Below are 18,866 nucleotides of genomic sequence, written 5' to 3'. Positions count from 1 at the left end.
CCTAATCCCGCGTGTAGGCCGTCTGGTCGCCAACAAACCGGCGATACCGGGCCTCGGCCGCCCCCTTCAAAGCGCCCGCTTGCGCCGCCTTGAGCGCCTCGGCACGCGCGGCCACGATGGTCACGCTCTGGAGCTGCATGATCTGCTTGGTCGCCAGCCCCAGAAGCTCGTTACCGGCCTGGGTCGCGGCCAAACCGCCGGGCGCCGCCGCACTTTCCGCCATCAAGCCTTCCAGCCGGGCGGTGTCACCGCCGAGCTCCGTCATCAGTCGCGCCTGGGCGCTGAGGCTCTCCCGGTAGCCCGCGCGCGCCACGTCAAGCGCCTCCCGTGTTCGCCGGTCAAGCTCACGAGACCCTGTACCCGCCGCATACTGGTTCGGGAACAGCCGGTCGAAGCTGGCCTCCAGCCGGCTGATTTCATAACTGAGCGCACTCGCCGCCATCATCAGCCGGCGGGTTTCATGAAGCGAGGCGGCGAGCTCGGGGCTCAGGCTGGTGCCAAGGGGCATCAGGTTCTGCGCCTGATGGCGCAGCATACGCGCTTCATTCTCGAGCTGGCGGATCTGGTTGTTGATCTGGCCCAAGGTGCGGGCGGCCGTCAGCAGGTTCTGGGCATGGTTTTTGGGATCATAGACAATCCCGCCGAAACCGAGCTGGGCCCGGGCGGCACCGTCCATGCCCGGCGGCATGCCTATGATCATGCCGATCATGATGACGGTGGTCGCCAGCCGACGACGCCAGCGCTGGCGACGGCTGCGGTTGCGGCGACGATCATGGCGACGATAATGAGGACCACGATGATCGGCATGATCACCATGACCTTCCTGAGACGGGTTACAGCCGCGACGATCATCGTCATCACCAGAGGGCCGTCTCGGTTTGAGGAAACAGGCAAAAAGACTGTCAGGATACATGGGGCGTCTCCGTGGGGTGCGAGGTTTCTGCGAGAAGGCCGGCGGCCCAGTCGAGCCCCTTGGCCCGGAACCAGCGCTCGGCAAAGGACCGACCTGTGGGGTCAGTAAGGAGCCGGTCGATCAACTGCTGATCGGCACTTGAGGCAGCACCTGCAACGGCAAGCGCCACCGGACCCATGTCGAGGTCGAACAGGCGGCAACCGAGGGGGCACTGCAAATAATAGTCGCGCTTGGGTGTCGCGGTAGCGATGATCCCGACCTGGCGCGGACTGAGACCGAAGGCCTCATAATGGGCAGCCTGCTGTGGCTCGCACGCGCGTTCGTTCGGCAGAAAGATGCGGGTCAGGCAGCTCTCAATGATCGCGGGCGCAATCGAGCTCTCCGCTATATCTGCGAGCCCCTGGGTCGCGAAGATGACACTGACATTCTTTTTCCGGAGCGTCTTGAGCCAGGCCCGGATACGGTCCGCAAAGACAGGGGTGTCCAGAAAGAGCCAGGCTTCATCAAGGATCAACAGGCTGGGCCGACCGTCAAAACCGTCCTCAAGCCGGTGAAACAGATAGGCAAGCGCGGGCCCAAGCGCACCCGGCACCGCCATTAGCGTCTCGGTCTCGAAACATTGCAGACCCTCAAGGGTGAGCGCCTCATGGTCCGCATCAAAGAGAGTGCCATAAGGTCCGCCTATCGTATAGGGCTTGACCGCTGCCCTGAGGGCCGCCCGGTCGAGAAGCGCCACCAGACCTGTGAGTGTGCGTTCAACTCTGGGGGCAGAGGCAAGGCTCCCGAGCGCGCTCCAGATCGCGTCCTTCTCGTCTGGCCCCGTGGGCACACCATTCTCCGCCAGAATATCAAGGAGCCAGTCGCGCGCGAACGCCCGCTCACCGCTTTCATCAATGCGGCGGAGCGGCTGGAAGGAGAGCGCGCCACCGAGCGCCAATCCATAATGCCTGCCGCCCATCATGAGAGTGGCGGCACGCGCGGAGCCACCCTTGTCGAAAAGGGTGATCCGGGCCCTTTTGTAGCGGCGGAACTGAAGCGCGATCATGGCGAGGAATACCGATTTACCTGCGCCCGTGGGACCAACAATCAGGGTGTGACCGACATCGCCCACATGCAGATTGAGGCGGAACGGCGTGCTCTTGTGGGTGCGGGCGCTGATGAGCGGCGGGCCGTCCAGATGTGAGTTCCGCTCTTCCCCCGCCCACACAGTAGAGAGCGGCATCATATGGTCGAGGTTGAGCGTGCTCAGCGGAACCCCGCGCACATGGGCATAAGCCTGGCCGGGCAGGCTCGAGAGCCACGCCTCGACGGCCCCGACAGTCTCATTGATTGTGGTAAAGCCCTGACCTTCGATCAAGCGGCGTAGAGCGCGCAGCTTCTCCTCGGCAAGTGCAGGCACCTCGTCCGAAACGACAATCGTCGCGCTAAAATAGCCGTAAGCGACAAGATCGGCCCCCAGAGCCTCCAGGGCCGCATCGCTGTCCGCCGTCTTGTTGAGCGCGTCACCATCGCCAAGCTGAGAGGCTTCATTTGTCAGCACTTCCTTCAGAAGCGCTGACACCGACTTGCGCTTGGCGAACCAGTGCCGCCGGGCGCGTCTCAGGATGCGTTCCGCGTCCACTTTATCGAGCGCGATGAAGCGGGTCATCCAGCGGTAGCTGAAGCCGAACTCATTGAGGGCGTCAAAAAGGCCGGGGGTGGTCGAACCGGGATAGCCCAGAACTGATAATATTTTCAGATGCTGCTCACCAAGCATCGGCGCAAGGCCGCCCGTCAGCGGCGTGTCCGCGAGAAGCGCGTCCAGATAAGCGGGGTTTTCCGGCACGCGGATATCCTGGTCGCGATCGCTGATGGTACGGTGCAGATAACTGAGGGTGGCTGTGTCGTCCAGCGGCGCCACCATCGGCATCAAGGATGACATCAGATCGATCGCCCGGTCGCTTTCCCTGACAAATCGGGCCACATGCGCGCCGTAGCCGCCCGTGGCCAGCCCCTCGCCTCCCGCTTCCATAAAGAGCTTGCCGGTGCGCTGAACCGCGTCTTCAGGCGGCAACCAGAGGAGCGTGAAGACAAAGTCGCTCTCATGGAGCGCGCTCGCTGTCTCATAGGCCGCCTGCCGCTCGGCATCGACAAGCCTTGAGACCGGGTCGGGGAAGCGGCTTTTGGGATAGGACCCCGCCGGCAAACGCGCTGCCTCGAAAAACAGCGCCCAGCCTGAGCCGAAGCGCCTGAGCATATTGTTCATGCGCGCAGTCGCAGCAACCAACGCCTCGGCGCTCACGCTCTCGAGATCGGGCCCGCGGTAACGCACCGAGCGCTGCAGGCTTCCATCCTTGTTGAGTATGATGCCGGGGGCGACCAGAAAACCCCAGGGCAGATAATCGGCGAGCCGGTCTGGATGCTTGCGGTATTCCCTCAGATCTAACATGTGAAGGCTCCCGGCAGCCGCAAATGCCGCGCGAGCACCGCGAGAAAGGCCGGGTCGCGGCGGGTAAGCAGCACCGCCGCCGTCTGACCCGCGCCCCACACCAGTAGCCCCGCCAGCCAGAGCTGCAGTCCAAGGCCGAGCGCGGCGGCTATCGTGCCGACAGCGATGGTGACGGCGCGCGGCGCGCCCGCGAGCAGGATCGGCTCGGTGAGCGACCGGTGGAGCGGCACCTCGAAGCCTTCGACCTTTGCGACTTCCCCCGTCATCCCACCAGCGCTCCGCCGCCGAAGGAGAAAAAGGCCAGGAAGAAACTGGTGGCGGCAAATGCGATCGAGAGGCCGAAGACGATCTGGATAAGCCGGCGGAAACCGCCAGAGGTTTCACCAAAGGCGAGCGTGAGCCCGGTCACCGTGATAATGATCACCGCAACGATGCGCGCGACCGGCCCCTCGATCGAGGCCAGGATCGCCTCAAGCGGCCCCTCCCACGGCATGCCCGATCCGGCGGCATAGGCGGCCCGGGACACAAGGGCCGTGAGGACGAGTGGTAGCAACAGGTGTGTTGCCCACCGAGTGGTGATGAAGATTCGGCAAGGTCTCATGATAGGTCTCCAGTCTTGGGGTTGGGATTGGGATGTCTTATGGGGGCGAGCACATAGTCGCCCGACGCATCGAGGCCGAGCGTCTCGATGCTCCTGAGCCGGCGCGCGGGGCCACGGCCTTCGATGAAAACCACAAGGTCGATGGCTTCAGTGATCAGGGATTTCGGGACGGTGCGGGCAACCTCGAGCACAAGCTGCTCGAGCCTGAGGAGGGCTGCAGGGCCTGAGTTGGCATGCAGGCTCGCGATCCCTCCGGGATGGCCGGTGTTCCAGGCCTTGAGCATGTCGAGCGCCTCGCCGCCCCGGACCTCGCCCACAATGATCCGGTCAGGCCGCAGTCTCAGGGTGCTGCGGAGCAAATGCCGCATATCGGTCGTCGGTGGGCGAGCAAGGAGCCGCACGCAGTCCTCGGCCCTGCAATCGAGCTCGCGTGTATCCTCGATGATCACCAGCCGGTCGCCGGCGTCCGCCATCTCATCGAGAAGCGCGTTCAGGAGGGTGGTCTTGCCCGATCCGGTACCGCCCGCCACCAGGATGGTATGGCGGGCTCGTACGGCGACCCTTAGCGCTTCTGCTTCCTCTGCCGCCATGATGCCAGCCGCCACATAGTCCGCAAGCGTATAGACCCGGCCCGCCGGTTTGCGCATCACGATCACCGGTGCCGTCACCACAGGCAGCAGCAGGCCCTCAAAGCGCAAGCCGCCTATCGGCAGATGAGCGGACAGGATGGGACTACCCGCATGGACCTCAAGGCCTTCAAGGCTGGCGGTCAACCGGATCAGCCGCTCACACCGGTCGCGCGGCACATGCATGCCGGTATCACAGATGCCGTCACCATGCCGCTCAATGCGCAGCCGGCCATCGGCATTGATCATAAGTTCGGTCACAAGCGGGTCATCGAGCCAGCGCAGAAGCTCCTGCCCCATTGCCGTCCTCAGCATGGCGGCAAAACGGTCCGGCAGCGCGGTTGGTTCAGTCATGGATACCCTCCCCGTTCTCGGCCGTCCGGCCCGCTCGCAGTTCAGCTGTCAAGCGCGCGATCACCGTGCGGTTGGTAGCCAGCCGGCGCGCGAGCCGCTCGAGAAAATAGTCAAACCGCTCTCGCCCGAGCGCCCGTGCCGCCTCCTGGTCAGGACCGGCGACCGTCGGAGTCACGGTCAGGTAAAACTGGATATGAAGCGCGAGGGTCTCGGCGATGATGGTCTGGTCGCGCTCGAGCCGGTCCAGGTGGCGGCTCAACCGGTCGAGCCGACGCACCAGCACGCCACCGTCTTCTGCCTCGCGGCTCCGCTCGAAAAACCGGGTGAGCGCGGCCTCGATGATCGCAGCCTTGGTAACACCTGGCTTGCGGGCGGCAAGACAGACCCGGTCATGGAGATCATGGCTGACATGGATATTGAGACGGGGTTTCACGGGCGATCTCCTCAAAAGTTCGGCAGGAGGTCGTCGGGACCACGGTGGTCCGCGTCACCCCGGTTGACGGCATGGGCGCGTTTGACACTCTCCTCGGGGGCGCTCCCCACGGGCGCCACCGGGTCGCCAGCGTCGGCAAAATCATCGTCGAACAGACCGGCATCGGGTCTGTCGAACAGGTCTGGTGCATGGACCGGTTCCTCCCGAAGCTCTGGGCCCCGTTTGAGGCTCTCGCCGCCGTCGTCCCCGCCCACGAGCGATGCCCAGCTCTTCTTGAGCCGTACGTGAACCCCGCGGACCTGGCCGACCCAATCGTGCGAACGCGCGGCCGGCAGAGCCGATGCGGGATGCGCTTTCGGCGGCGCGATAACCCGAGCGGCAAGCGCCGACTCTTCAAAGTAGCGAAGCTTTTGCGCCCGAATGGGCGGCAAGCCAGAGATCATGACGATCTCTTCGCGCAAGGGCAGTTGCATCACCTCGCCCGGCGTCATGAGCTGGCGCGCCGTCTCCTGACGCGAAACCATGACATGGGCGAGCCAGGGCGCGAGCCGGTGCCCGGCATAGTTTTTCTGAGCCCGGAGCTCGGTGGCGGTGCCGAGCGCGTCCGAGAGGCGCCGGGCGGTACGCTCGTCATTGGTGGCGAAGGCGATCCGGACCGGACAATTATCGAGGATCGAACTATTCTCGCCGTAGGCCTTGGCGATCTGGTTCAGGGACTGGGCGATCAAGAAGGCGCGAATGCCGTAGCCGGCCATGAAGGCGAGCGCGCTCTCGAAGAAATCCAACCGCCCGAGAGCGGGGAACTCATCCAGCATCATCAGGAGCCGAGGCTGGTGCGCGCCACCGGGGAGCGGAAGGGTCTCAGTCAGGCGGCGACCGATCTGGTTGAGGATCAGGCGCACGAGCGGTTTGGTGCGCGAGATATCGGACGGCGGGATCACCAGATAGAGCGACAGCGGTTTGTCGCCTTCCTTCAGGTCGTCAATGCGAAAATCCGACCGGCTGGTCGCCCGCGCCACCGTGGGGTCGCGGTAGAGACCGAGGAAAGACATGGCGGTCGACAGCACGCCCGAGCGCTCATTCTCGGACTTGTTGAGGAGCTCGCGTGCGGCCTGCGCCACCACCGGATGCACCTTGGGCGCCTTGTCGGTCCCCAGGTGATTGGTGCTCATCATGACCTTAAGCGTGCGCTCGAATGGGCGCGCCGGGTCCGAGAGGAAGGCGGCCACCGCCGAAAGGGTTTTGTCCTTCTCGGCATAAAGCACATGGAGGATCACGCCGACAAGCAGCGCGTGGCTGGTTTTCTCCCAGTGATTGCGCCGTTCGAGCGCCCCTTCGGGGTCCACGAGGATATCGGCGATATTCTGCACATCGCGGACTTCAAAGGCGCCTTTGCGGACCTCAAGAAGCGGGTTATAGCGTACGCTGCCCTCGTCCGTCGGGTCGAAACGCAGCGTGTGGGAGAAGCCGCTACGCCATCCGGCCGTCAGATGCCAATTCTCGCCCTTGATGTCGTGAATGACCGCGGAATGCGGCCAGGAGAGGAGCGTAGGCACCACAAGCCCCACGCCCTTACCCGACCGGGTGGGGGCAAAAGCCATCACATGCTCGGGACCGGCATGACGCAGATAGTGACCGTGCGCGCGGCCGAGGAACACACCTTCATCGCGGAAAAGCCCTGCAGCCTTCAGCTCCTTCTTGCCCGCCCACCGCGCCGAGCCGAAGGTGGTCACGCTGCCGTCCTGTCGCGCGCGCCAGAGCGAACCGATGACCGCCACCACAATGCCGAGCCCGCCGCCTGTTGCTGCCATCAGACCCGCGCGGTCGAAGATATGGGGCGCGTAGGCGCCGTAAGCGTACCACCATTCGAACAGGCGCCACGGCGGATAGAAGGGGTAGCTGAAGAGCATCACAGCTGGCGGACCCAGCCGGTCTTGATGGCTGAACTGGTCGGCCGTCCACTGGGTCGCAAAAGTAAGTGCCCCGATCACGATCGCAAACACGACCAATATCTGACCAAGGAGCAATCGTGTCGGGGTCATCTTACCTTCCTCGTTTCGTGACTTGGGTTTGTGCCAGGCCTCAGGTGGGGCGACACACGAACGAGGGTTACGGGAATGGTGAAGGCTCGCAATGGAGGGGCATCCAGCACCGTCCAAGGCCCGAAACTGCGGCAGTTCCGGTCCAAGTGCGTCCATCAACATCCGGGAATTGCGGGGACTTATTCTTGTGGCCTCATACCGGCATACTTAGGAATAAGGGCGATTAAAGCGATGATCTGGCGCGATTCCACCGCTGGGCGACTGGACAGGAAAAGGAGAAACGAGATGTGGTTGAGGACAGGAATGCTGGCCATCAGTCTGCTTGTGGCGGACCTTATGGCTGTGGCGGATGATGCCGACACAGTGGACGAAAAGTTTGAGCTGGAGGGTCTGAGACTTGGGATGCCTTGGCCTGACGCCGAAGCTGAGCTGCACCGGCGCGGCTACCGGCTCAAATGGGGTGAACCGCCGCTATCCCATGAGGGCGCCAACACGGACCGGCCTGGCACACCTGAGATGCCCATCATCGAGGCGAGCCTGGTCTTCTATGAGAAAACGGATGCAAGCATCCAGGTGCGTTTGGCCTGGGCAACCGGCACCGTTGCAGTGAGCAATGTGCGTTACAGCCTGCACGACAGCAAGACCGGTTTTGCCGAGATGAGCAGCCAGGCACGCAAACGCTTTGGTCCGCCGGCACAGGAAAAGCCGACCTTCGGCATGGCACCCGACGATTTTCCGACACTGATCTGGCATCGCGGGTCCGAGCAGTTGACACTCAGCCACCAACCGACGGCAAGTCCCCGGGCATATTCAGGAATATTATCGCTTGGCCTTGCCAAATAACATATCATATATGATATATATTTGTATAAATACCAAAATTAATATCTCATTTGATATGAAAAATGAAATACTCTTGACAATTCTGAATCTAACCCTCACATTTCAGATCAAATATGATATAAAAATACTATTTATCGCAATTTTATATCAGGAATGATATTATGAAAATCGATGCCCTGACGCCAGAAACCGAGATTCTCAAGGAATTGGGTCGCCGCGCCGCGCTTGTCAGGAAGCAACAAGGCTATACCCAGGACGATCTCGCCACTCAGGCCGGCCTGGGGGTCGCCACCCTGAGGCGTATCGAAGGCGGCCAGGACAGCCAGTTGGAGAGCTGGCTCAAACTTCTGAAAGCGCTTGATATGGTGAGCGCCATCGACGGCCTGCTCCCGGAAAACTTCCGCTCACCGATGGCAGAAGCTCTTGCCGACCAGAAAAAGCGGCGCAAGAAAACGGGCGAATCCTCAGGAGCGATCTGGGAAGATGAGCGGACATGACTACGGCCACTGTCAAACTCTGGGGCACCACAATCGGCTATGTCTCAATGGACAAGGGTGAGCGCTTCGCCCGGTTCGAATATGACCCCGATTTCGCTCGGCTCGGCATTGAGCTCGCCCCTCTCACCATGCCGCTCAAAGCCCGGCGCATATACCGCTTCCCCGAGCTGGAGCCTCGAACCTTTCACGGACTTCCCGGGCTCCTGTCCGACAGCTTGCCCGACAAATACGGCAACCGGCTTATCAATATCTGGCTGGCGCGGACCGGGCGCAAGGCTGAGGAATTCAATGCTGTGGACAGGCTCTGCTATACGGGCAGACGCGGCATGGGAGCGCTCGAGTTTGAGCCCTCCCTTTCAGAGACCACTGCTACCGACAAGAAACTGGAGGTCAAGGAGCTGGTGGAGCTGGCCTCGATGGCGTTCGCCAGTAAGGAGACGCTCGACACCCGCTTCACAGAGGAGCGTGGCGAGGACGCGCTTCTGGACATCCTGAGCGTCGGCACCTCCGCGGGCGGTGCGCGCGCCAAGGCCGTCATCGCCTTCCATCCCGACACCAGGGAAGTACGGTCCGGCCAGCTTGACCTGCCGCCAGGCTTTGAACACTGGCTCATCAAGTTCGACGGGGTTGAGTTCAATGGCGACTGGGGTGTCGCCGACCCTGCAGGCTATGGCCTCCTGGAATATAGCTATTACCAGACCGCCCTTGACTGCGACATTACCATGATGGAGAGCCGTCTATTCCCGGAAAACGGGCGCAATCATTTCATGACCCGGCGGTTCGACCGGGAAAGCGACGGCCGGAAAAAATTCGTCCAGACCCTCGGCGCCATCGCCCATTTCGATTATTGGGACAGCGGGCAACATTCCTATGAGCAGGTCTTCATGATCATGAAGCAACTGGGCATGCCCCAGGTGGCAATCGAAGAACAGTATCGGCGTACGGTCTTCAATATCGTTGGCTGCAACCAGGACGACCATGTGAAAAACATCTCTTTCATCATGGACCGGCAGGGCAAGTGGGACCTGTCTCCCGCCTATGATATGTGCCATGCTGAAGGCAGCGATTTCACGCGCTTCCACCAGATGAGCGTGAATGGCAAGACCACCGGCTTTACCAGGGACGATCTCAAGCATCTTGCCGACTATGCCGGCCTGCCCCGCGGGCGCGACAGGCATATCCTTGAAAAGACTGTGCAGTCCTTCAACCGCTGGGAAAAGCGAGCGGAAGAGCTCGCCATCCCAGCACCCCTGAAGTCTCATGTTCTCAAAACGCTCAGGCTCGATTGGTAGGCTTGATCTCTTCCATCTCACCAACAGCCACAACATGCTGTTTCCGCTCAGCCAGTATCCCAAACAAAAATAGCAACCAAATACCCACCTCACAATTACAACTTCCCAAGACATCATTCCCGAAAAGCAGGTACTTTATATGGAAATAATGATACCCACCTGACGACCAGCCTAATCACCAGTTGCACAATAAGTATATAATTCCCTATATACTGGTATAGGCTTTTTTTTGGGGGGGGTCATTGCGGTTTGAACCACTGCCAAGACATTTGTGGCAAGGCCGTATCGGGACGGTAAATGGACTATAACACACTCGACACCATGCGCCGATCGCATCCGGCTTGGCGGTTACTTGCCGCCGACCATGCTCCGCTGATTGCCAGTTTCCTCTTCAAGGCCTTTATCGAGCCAAACCAACGGACCTTTGCGCAACCGGACCTCGCTTCCAAACTTGAGGACTGCTTGTTCGAGCTCGGTCGGGACCACTATCCCAAACGCGCGGAAGAGTATCTCGACGACTGGTCGTCCGATGAACGTGGCTGGCTGAGAAAATACTATCCTGATCACAGCGACTATCCGCATTACGACCTGACACCGGCTACGGAAAAAGCCCTGGACTGGTTGAGTGGCCTGAGACAACGCTCGTTCGTAGGGACCGAATCCCGCCTGATGACAGTGTTCGACCTGCTTCACCAGTTGGTAGAAGGCACCGAGACCAACCCGGACATTCGCATTGCCGAGCTTGAGCAGCGCAAACTGCGGCTCGATGAAGATATCAGCCGCATCCGGGCGGGACGCCTGGACATAATGGATGCCCCCCAGATCAAGGACCGCTTCCAGCAGATGGCGATTACGGCACGTAGTCTTCTAGCCGACTTCCGTGAAGTTGATCAGAATTTCCGCGACCTCGACCGCTCTGTCAGAGAACGTGTCGCCACCTGGGACGGACCGAAGGCTACGCTCCTCGACGACATTCTCGGCGAGCGCGATGCCATCGGAGATTCCGATCAGGGAAGGAGCTTCCGCGCCTTTTGGGATTTTCTGATGACACCCGACAGGCAAGAGGAACTCAGCCGCCTTCTCGAGACCGTACTCGCACTCGAGGCAGTCAAGGATCTGGAGCCGGATCGCCGCCTGCGCCGGGTTCATTATGACTGGCTGGCAGCAGGCGAAGTCGCCCAAGGGACGGTTCGGCGGCTCTCCGAACAGCTTCGGCGATACCTGGACGACCGCACCTGGCTGGAGAACAGGCGCATCATGGATCTCATCAGGGAAATCCGTCAGGGAGCGCTGGCAGTGCGAGAGGCTCCGCCTCCCTCACCATTCATGATGGTCAACAGCCCCTCCCCCACCATTGAGTTACCCATGGAGCGCCCACTGTACACGCCGCCCCTGCGCCCTTATATCGACCTTGGTGCCCTTGAGGAGGGTGACGAGGACATTCCATCCGATGCCCTGTACGATCAGATCGTGATTGACCGCGCGAAACTGGACGCGGCGATCAAGAGCGCGCTGCAGTCTCGCCCACAAGTTTCGCTTGGTACCGTCCTTCAGCTCCATCCACTTGAGCATGGCCTTGCCGAACTGGTCGCCTATTTAAGCCTGGCCGCAGAAGATCAAAGGGCAATCTTTGACGAGGAACGCAAAGAACAGGCGTTTTGGCAAGATCAGGACGGCCATCATCGCTTTGCGACAATGCCATGTGTCATTTTTTGTAAAGAGGTATCCCGATGACAGAGGCCTCCCCGGATCTATCACGTGTTTTGGTCGGGCTGATGAAAGGCGTCGTCTATGAGGAAGGCAATCGCCAACTCTGGCAGAGCATCATTGAGCTGCAAGCGCGTATCAGCGACTATGTCGGCATCCTTGGCCTCGACCTCGTCCTGGATGACGCCGAAGGATACGCCTATCTCAAGCAAGGCACCCGACCGGAGGAAACAGACGAACCCGCCCTGCCCCGGCTCGTCGCCCGCAGACCGCTCGGTTTTCCGGTGAGCTTGCTCCTTGTGCTCCTGCGCGAGAAGCTTCTCGAAGCGGACGCTCGGGGCGGAGATATACGCCTCATATTAAGCCGCGACCAGATTATCGACATGATGAGCCTGTTCCTGCCCGACAGTACAAATCAGGCAAAAATCATGGACCGTATCGACAGCCATATAGACCGCGTCACGGAACTGGGCTTTTTGAGGCGGTTACCGGGCCAAGACGGGCAATATGAAGTTCGGCGGATCATCAAGGCTTTTGTGGATGCCCAATGGCTGGGGGAATTCGAGCGCCGCTTGGCGCAATATCGCGGTTTGGTCGGAGGCGAGGAGGGGATGGCCCATGAACGAGCAGAGTAAGGCCGTAACGCCTGACGCACTCGACGCAGAAAGCCAACACAAGGTACCGGGTTTTCGTCTTGATCGGTTGGAAATTCTTAATTGGGGTACGTTCGACGCCAAAGTCTGGTGCCTGGATCTCAACGGGAAGAATATGCTCCTAACCGGAGATATCGGCTCGGGCAAATCGACCCTGGTTGACGCCATTACCACCTTGCTCGTGCCGCACAACCGTATCAACTATAACAAAGCGGCAGGCGCAGACACCAGGGAGAGAGACCTCAAGTCCTATGTTCTCGGCTACTACAAATCCGAAAAAGGAGAAACCGGCGGCTCCGCCAAGCCCGTGGCCATCCGGGATCATAATAGCTACTCAGTGGTACTGGCCCATTTCCACAATGCGGATTTTGGCAGTGATGTAACGCTCGCCCAGGTCTTTTGGCTGAAAGACTATATCGGTCAGCCCGAGCGTTTCTACTGCGTTGCCGACCGCAAATTATCGATCTGCGAGGATTTTGGCGATTTCGGTTCCGAGATTGCCACACTCAAGAAACGGTTGAAGGCCGATAAGTCCTCGACGGAGATATTTGACTCTTTCCCTCCTTACGGCGCTGCCTTCAGGCGACGCTTCGGCATTGAGACAGAACAGGCCCTTGAGTTGTTCCACCAGACCGTGTCGATGAAATCGGTTGGCAATCTAACCGAATTCGTGCGCAGCCACATGCTGGAGCCCTTTGACGCGGAAAGCCGGATCAAGGCATTGGTTGCCCATTTTGACGACCTGACCCGCGCCCATGAAGCCGTTTTGAAGGCCAAGCAACAGATCGCGCTTTTGACGCCATTGGTGGCCGACTGCGACAATCATGTGGCACTATCAGAAACGATTGCCGGCTTCCGAGAGTGCCGCGACACGTTGCGGGCCTGGTTTGCCGAGCAAAAGGCAGCGTTTTTGACTGAACGACTGACCAAGCTTCAGGAAGAAATCGAATCCCTGACGGGAAAAGTCAGCGCCCTGGATGCACAACGGGAGGCGGCCCGGCAGGCACAGCGGGATATCGAAAAAGCCATTTCCGCGAACGGCGGCGACCGCCTCAGGGACTTGCGAGATGCCATTTCCAAAGCCGCCTCGGTACGAGACGACAGGCAGCGACGGGCAACGAAATATGATGAGACAGTGTCCGAGCTCAAGTTTCCCGCCGTCACCGATCTCGATATGTTTCAAGCCAACCTTAAGCGGCTTCAGGAGGAACGCGAACTGGCCAAGACGCGACAGGCCCAAGTCCAGAACCGCAGGATAGAGGCGGAAGTCAGCTTTCAGGCCGTCAAGCAGCAGCATGAAGCATTGGCTCTTGAACTGGACTCACTGAGGAAACGACCGTCAAATATCCCCAAGCATATGCTGGATTTGCGGGACGCTCTGTGCGAGTCCACAGGACTGACCGCCGAGGCTCTGCCATTTGTCGGTGAGCTTATTCAGGTCAGCGAGGATGCTCTTGAATGGGAAGGCGCCGCAGAACGCCTCCTGCACGGCTTTGCTTTGTCCCTTCTGGTGCCGGACATCCATTATACCCAGGTTGCGGAATGGGTCGACCGCACGCACCTGCGAGGCAAACTGGTTTATTTCCGGGTCCGGGATTTTCAGGATAGATCTGTTGAGCCACCCTCCTTCCGCGCGCTCTACCACAAATTGGAGATAAGAACCGGAACTGCGTTCGAACGGTGGCTTGATGTCGAACTCACCCGGCGCGCAGATCATATTTGCTGCGACACGATAGGAGACTTTCGCCGAGAAGTTCGCGCCGTCACAAAAACCGGTCAGACGAAAGACAAGAATGGGCGACACGAGAAAGACGACCGCCGCAACATCAACGATCGCACGCACTATGTGCTGGGTTGGTCCAATGCTGCCAAAATATCAGCCCTCGAAACCCAGCATGCGGACCTTGTCCGAAATATGCAGGCATTTGCCACTCAAATTGCGTTCCTGCAATCCGAAGTGAAAGCACCCGAGGAGCGATTGCAACGATTGTCCAAACTGGAGACCTGGACCGATTTCCAGGATATCGACTGGCGCACCGCAGCGCGTGAGATGGATCGGCTCGAGAAGGAGAAAAAGGCCTTTGAGGCCTCCTCCGACATTTTGCGAACGCTTGAGACACAGTTGGCCGAAGCAACCAAACGGTTAGAAAAAGCGGAGAGCGCCTGCGAGACGGCCAGAAGCACGCTGGCAGTGAAGAAGAATGGCAAGCAGGAGGCCGAGTTGTCCTTGGATATGGCGATCCGGGACAGAGACGGCACCAGTCCAGATACCCGGGCACGCAATTTCCCCAAACTCGAAGAGATGCAGAGGGAGGCACTGGGCGTGCGAAACCTCAATGCAGATACCTGTGACCGAGCTGAAGCAGAAATGCGCGAGTGGTTGCAAAAGAAAAAGATCGACACCGCGGATGGGCGTCTGACCAATCTCCGCGATCGCATCATTGGCGCCATGAGCCGGTACAGGATAGCCTATCCCTTGGATACACGTGAGGTTGACGACCATTTGGATGCCGCTCCCGAGTACCGCAGGATGCTCACCAACCTGATCAAGGACGACCTGCCGCGCTTTGAGAAGGAATTCAAACGACAACTCAATGAAAATGCCATACGTGAAGTCGCCAACTTTCAGTCGCAGCTGATGCGGGAAAGTGCAGACATTGAAGAACGGGTGGCACTTATCAATCAATCGCTCGCGGACATTGATTATAATCCGGGTCGGTTCATTCGGCTCGAGGCCGAACAAACACAGGACGTCGACATCCGACAATTTCGCCAGGACCTGCGCACATGCACGGAAGGGACATTGACCGGTTCTGACGAGGACGGCTATTCCGAAGCGAAATTTCTACATGTAAAGCAGATTGTCGAGCGTTTTCGTGGTCGGGAAGGCCTTGCTGAGCTCGACAAGCGCTGGACCCGTAAAGTGACCGATATGCGCAACTGGTTCGTTTTCTCCGCGTCAGAACGTTGGCGGGAAGACCAGAGCGAACATGAGCATTATACGGATTCCGGGGGCAAATCGGGCGGTCAGAAAGAAAAACTTGCTTACACCGTGCTCGCTGCCAGCCTCGCGTATCAGTTCGGCCTGGAATGGACAAGTGGTCCGTCGAGAACCTTTCGCTTTGTGGTGATCGACGAAGCCTTTGGTCGCGGTTCAGACAAGTCCGCACGATATGGTCTGAGGCTTTTCCGCAAGCTCGGGCTGCAATTGCTGGTCGTCACGCCGCTACAGAAGATCCATATAATCGAGCCCTTTGTCTCAGGCGTAGGCTTTGTTCACAATCCGGCAGGAGACAGGTCTCTCCTGCGCACCCTGACTGTGGAAGAGTTCCGCCAGGAACGCGACAGCCGGGGTCATGTGTGATGGCAAAAGCCGGACGACCGAACTGGACAACGGCTGCTGACATTCGCAATCAGTTGCTGCAGCTCTGGAACTCCGGCAAAATTCTGTCGACCAGCTTGTTCTCGGAGCCTCTTTTTCCTTTGAAGCTGCGCTTTCGCCCCCCTACTTCACAAGCCCTTGCCGATGAATTCGATGCCGTGCGCAGTTGGATCAGGGCCCTTGATGAAGGTAGTCGCACGCACCAGGGATTCGGCTATGATATCGTCTGGCGCCACTTCAACCACCGACAACTGGGGAACAATACGGTTCCGGAATCCATCATAGTCTCGAGCGAGGTGGATGCCGTGCGCCTGATCGGAAAATCTGCAGATGCTGAAACTTTCTCAACGTTAAGCCATAGAACGCTGACGGAATTCCCGGTGTTGCATGAATGGCTTTCACGCAAACCGCTCACCCTTCTCCGTCATCAAACCGACTGGGAGCGAATTTTAGGCGTATTGGCCTGGTTCGCCGAACATCCACAGCCTAACCTCTACATCCGCTCTCTGGAGATCCCCGGGATCGACAGCAAATTCATCGAGACACACCGGGGTATCTTGGCTGAGCTTCTGGACTTAACCCTTCCCGCCCATCATATCGATCAGGGAACGAAAGATTTTGAACGCCGCTATGGCCTCAGGTCAAAGCCGGTAACAGTGCGTTTCAGATTGCTCGACCACACCCAAAGCCTCGCAAGCTTCACCGATATATCTGTTCCCGCCGAACAGCTTGCCAAGTATGAGCCTCAGGTCCACACCGTCTTCATCACCGAAAACGAGATCAACGGGCTGGCGTTTCCGCCCTGCGCCGGCGCAATGGTCATATTCGGGCTCGGCAAAGGGCTTGAACGGCTCTTGCATATTCCGTGGCTACAGGAAAAGACGGTTTACTATTGGGGTGACCTTGACACATATGGCTTTGAGATCCTCGACAGCCTGCGCGCGCGCCTGTCCCACGCCAAGTCTTTTCTGATGGATAGCGAAACGCTACTGATGCACCGATCGCTCTGGGTCCATGAACGCCAGCAGTTTACCGGCAAGCTCGAGCGGCTCACTCCAAGCGAACTGGCTGTTTTTGAAGCATTGCGAGACAATGTCTATGGCCAAGCGGTTCGACTGGAACAAGAGCGCATATCGTTTACCAGGCTAAAAGCCTGGCTCACCAGCATCGGAATATCGTGACACCTCCTAGCATCAGCAGCGGGAGTCAAAGCACAACATCTGTCGCTTCTACTAATACCGATTCTTCCGATACCGCCTGATCTGGTGGCCTTTGATCAGCCAACCCATTGGGATATTCATAACGCTTGCCGAGCGCCAGTAGTATAATCCACATGATAAACTCAGAACAATACAACACAATATACTAATTTTAATTAGACACAATATACTAATTATGATACAACACAATATACTAATTATGATACAGCATAATATACTAATTTTAAAACAGGAGACGGACAGGTCATGGCAGCGCCCTCCCAAAAACTTGCAGATGCTCTTGAAGCCCTGAAAGGACTTCAAGACAAAGGTATGTCCGCTATTCGCTCCTTGGACCTGTCGCGAACCCATCGCGAACGCCTACTGAGGCACGGTTTCCTGAAAGCGGTCATGAAAGGCTGGTATATACCGTCCCGGCCGGACGACACGGCTGGCGAAAGCACTGCCTGGTACGCCTCCTATTGGGGATTTTGCGCCTCCTATCTCAACAGCCGCTTCGGTGACGATTGGTGCCTTTCCGCCGAACAGTCGCTCCAGCTCCATACCGGGAACTGGCTCGTGCCAGCCCAACTCCTCGTACGCTCCCCAAAGGCCGAAAACACTATCGTCGCCCTGCCACACAACACCTCTTACTATGGCGTGAAGGCAAACCTCCCCGCCCCACGGCAGATTGAGGTCAAGGATGGCCTGCGGCTCTATTCCCTGCATGCCGCGCTCATCGCCTGTTCGCCCGTCGACTACCGGCAAAACGCGCTCATGCTGCGCACGGCTCTGGCGCTTGTCAAAAACGCCTCTGATATCCTTGCCCTTCTGCTCGAGGGCGAACACAGCATCATCGCCGGGCGGTTGGCTGGCGCATTCCGCAATATCGGACGTGACCGTATTGCCGATGAGATTCTCGCTACCATGCAAGCCGCCGACTTCACAGTACGGGAAACCGACCCGTTCGAGGACAAACTGCCACCCCTCGGCAGCGGAAGGGAAGCCTCACCGCTTGCGACCCGCATCCGGTTGATGTGGCAGAGCATGCGCGAGCCCATCGCCGGTAGGCTGCCATCCCCGAAGCGGGTCAATGATATCGAAACCTATCTGGCCCGGGTTGATGACATCTATGTCACGGATGCCTACCACTCGCTCTCCATCGAAGGTTACCGGGTGAGCCCGGACCTGATCGAGCGTGTCCGCTCCGGCGACTGGAATCCCGATTCCATCGAAGAAGATAAAAGGCACCGGGATGCCCTCGCGGCTCGCGGCTACTGGCTCGCGTTCCAAGAGGTTCGCAAAAGCGTCCAGAAATGTCTCGAGGGCAAAAACCCCGGCATAGTAGCGGACTATGATCATCCTGCCTGGTACAGGGAGCTGTTTGCACCCAGTGTGACGGCGGGTCTTCTGAAACCGTCAGACCTAGCCGGATACCGAAACGCCCCGGTCTATATCCGCCGCTCCATGCATGTTCCCCCGCCTGCAGACGCTGTGCGGGACGCAATGCCTGTACTGTTCGACCTTCTTGAAACCGAACCGGATGCTGGCGTCCGTATCATTCTCGGTCATTTCATTTTCGTCTATATCCATCCCTATATCGACGGCAACGGTCGCACAGGGCGTTTTCTGATGAATGTGATGATGGCAGCGGGTGGCTATCCCTGGACTGTGATCCCGGTCGAGCGCCGCGACGATTATATGGCAGCACTCGAAGCCGCAAGCGCTGGCGGGAATATTGTCCCCTTTGCCGACTTTATCTCGGAATTGCTTCGCGCCGAGTGATCCAGGTATCAGAACGGGGCGGTAGAACTGGTGCTCACCGTCTTGCTCAGGCCCTGCCGTCGGCGCGTTATACGCTATAGCGCATAATCGCAATATATACGCTACGGCGTA

At 59.0% G+C, this 18,866-nt stretch carries 15 protein-coding genes; 8 read left to right on the top strand and 7 right to left on the bottom strand.

The window, feature by feature from the left end:
- Position 1: 1 nt before the first annotated feature.
- Genes trbJ through B3Z17_RS01675 form a run of 7 tightly spaced genes read right to left on the bottom strand, consistent with a single transcriptional unit; the run spans position 2 to position 7,397 of the window.
- The gene (trbJ, locus tag B3Z17_RS01705; protein ID WP_286828318.1) at positions 2-913 is read right to left on the bottom strand and encodes a P-type conjugative transfer protein TrbJ; all 912 of its coding nucleotides are present in this window, start codon (positions 911-913) and stop codon (positions 2-4) included.
- Positions 903-3,341, bottom strand: a complete 2,439-nt coding sequence (trbE, locus tag B3Z17_RS01700) for a conjugal transfer protein TrbE (protein WP_286828317.1) — start codon at positions 3,339-3,341, stop codon at positions 903-905. Before trbE ends, trbJ begins: the two co-directional genes overlap by 11 nt.
- A complete protein-coding gene (locus B3Z17_RS01695) occupies positions 3,335-3,607 on the bottom strand; it encodes a VirB3 family type IV secretion system protein (RefSeq protein WP_286828316.1) in 273 nt (90 codons plus the stop codon). The genes trbE and B3Z17_RS01695 overlap by 7 nt, the downstream gene beginning before the upstream one ends.
- On the bottom strand, positions 3,604-3,942 hold the full coding sequence (locus B3Z17_RS01690) for a TrbC/VirB2 family protein (protein WP_286828315.1): 339 nt from the start codon (positions 3,940-3,942) through the stop codon (positions 3,604-3,606). The genes B3Z17_RS01695 and B3Z17_RS01690 overlap by 4 nt, the downstream gene beginning before the upstream one ends.
- Positions 3,939-4,922: a P-type conjugative transfer ATPase TrbB gene (trbB, locus tag B3Z17_RS01685; protein WP_286828314.1), complete on the bottom strand. Its 984-nt coding sequence runs from the start codon at positions 4,920-4,922 to the stop codon at positions 3,939-3,941. Before trbB ends, B3Z17_RS01690 begins: the two co-directional genes overlap by 4 nt.
- Positions 4,915-5,370, bottom strand: coding sequence for a CopG family transcriptional regulator (locus tag B3Z17_RS01680; RefSeq protein WP_286828313.1), 456 nt, complete (start codon positions 5,368-5,370; stop codon positions 4,915-4,917). The genes trbB and B3Z17_RS01680 overlap by 8 nt, the downstream gene beginning before the upstream one ends.
- A complete protein-coding gene (locus B3Z17_RS01675) occupies positions 5,367-7,397 on the bottom strand; it encodes a conjugal transfer protein TraG (RefSeq protein WP_286828312.1) in 2,031 nt (676 codons plus the stop codon). The genes B3Z17_RS01680 and B3Z17_RS01675 overlap by 4 nt, the downstream gene beginning before the upstream one ends.
- 285 nt (positions 7,398-7,682) lie before the next feature.
- Between B3Z17_RS01675 and B3Z17_RS01670 the strand changes: the two genes are divergently transcribed.
- From B3Z17_RS01670 to B3Z17_RS01635, 8 genes are all read left to right on the top strand, one after another.
- On the top strand, positions 7,683-8,240 hold the full coding sequence (locus B3Z17_RS01670; RefSeq protein ID WP_286828311.1) for a hypothetical protein: 558 nt from the start codon (positions 7,683-7,685) through the stop codon (positions 8,238-8,240).
- Between the two features lie 161 nt (positions 8,241-8,401).
- Complete coding sequence (locus tag B3Z17_RS01665; RefSeq protein WP_286828310.1) at positions 8,402-8,737, top strand: helix-turn-helix domain-containing protein; 336 nt, start codon at positions 8,402-8,404, stop codon at positions 8,735-8,737.
- Positions 8,734-10,029 (top strand): type II toxin-antitoxin system HipA family toxin, encoded by a 1,296-nt coding sequence (locus tag B3Z17_RS01660; protein WP_286828309.1) that lies wholly within the window; start codon positions 8,734-8,736, stop codon positions 10,027-10,029. The genes B3Z17_RS01665 and B3Z17_RS01660 overlap by 4 nt, the downstream gene beginning before the upstream one ends.
- A gap of 297 nt (positions 10,030-10,326) precedes the next feature.
- Complete coding sequence (locus tag B3Z17_RS01655) at positions 10,327-11,763, top strand: DUF3375 domain-containing protein (protein ID WP_286828308.1); 1,437 nt, start codon at positions 10,327-10,329, stop codon at positions 11,761-11,763.
- Entirely contained in the window at positions 11,760-12,371 is a 612-nt protein-coding gene (locus B3Z17_RS01650; protein ID WP_286828307.1) for a DUF4194 domain-containing protein, read from the top strand. The genes B3Z17_RS01655 and B3Z17_RS01650 overlap by 4 nt, the downstream gene beginning before the upstream one ends.
- On the top strand, positions 12,355-15,753 hold the full coding sequence (locus B3Z17_RS01645; RefSeq protein ID WP_286828306.1) for an ATP-binding protein: 3,399 nt from the start codon (positions 12,355-12,357) through the stop codon (positions 15,751-15,753). The genes B3Z17_RS01650 and B3Z17_RS01645 overlap by 17 nt, the downstream gene beginning before the upstream one ends.
- Positions 15,753-16,952: a DUF3322 domain-containing protein gene (locus tag B3Z17_RS01640; protein ID WP_286828305.1), complete on the top strand. Its 1,200-nt coding sequence runs from the start codon at positions 15,753-15,755 to the stop codon at positions 16,950-16,952. Before B3Z17_RS01645 ends, B3Z17_RS01640 begins: the two co-directional genes overlap by 1 nt.
- Before the next feature lie 285 nt (positions 16,953-17,237).
- The gene (locus B3Z17_RS01635; protein WP_286828304.1) at positions 17,238-18,755 is read left to right on the top strand and encodes a Fic family protein; all 1,518 of its coding nucleotides are present in this window, start codon (positions 17,238-17,240) and stop codon (positions 18,753-18,755) included.
- The last annotated feature ends 111 nt before the right edge of the window (positions 18,756-18,866 follow it).

Origin of the sequence: Kordiimonas sp. UBA4487 (genome assembly GCF_002389025.1) — a bacterium.
Classification (GTDB): Bacteria; Pseudomonadota; Alphaproteobacteria; order Sphingomonadales; family Kordiimonadaceae; genus Kordiimonas; species Kordiimonas lacus.
Note: the sequence above shows the minus strand (reverse complement) of the source record. Positions and strands in the feature narration are given on the sequence as shown.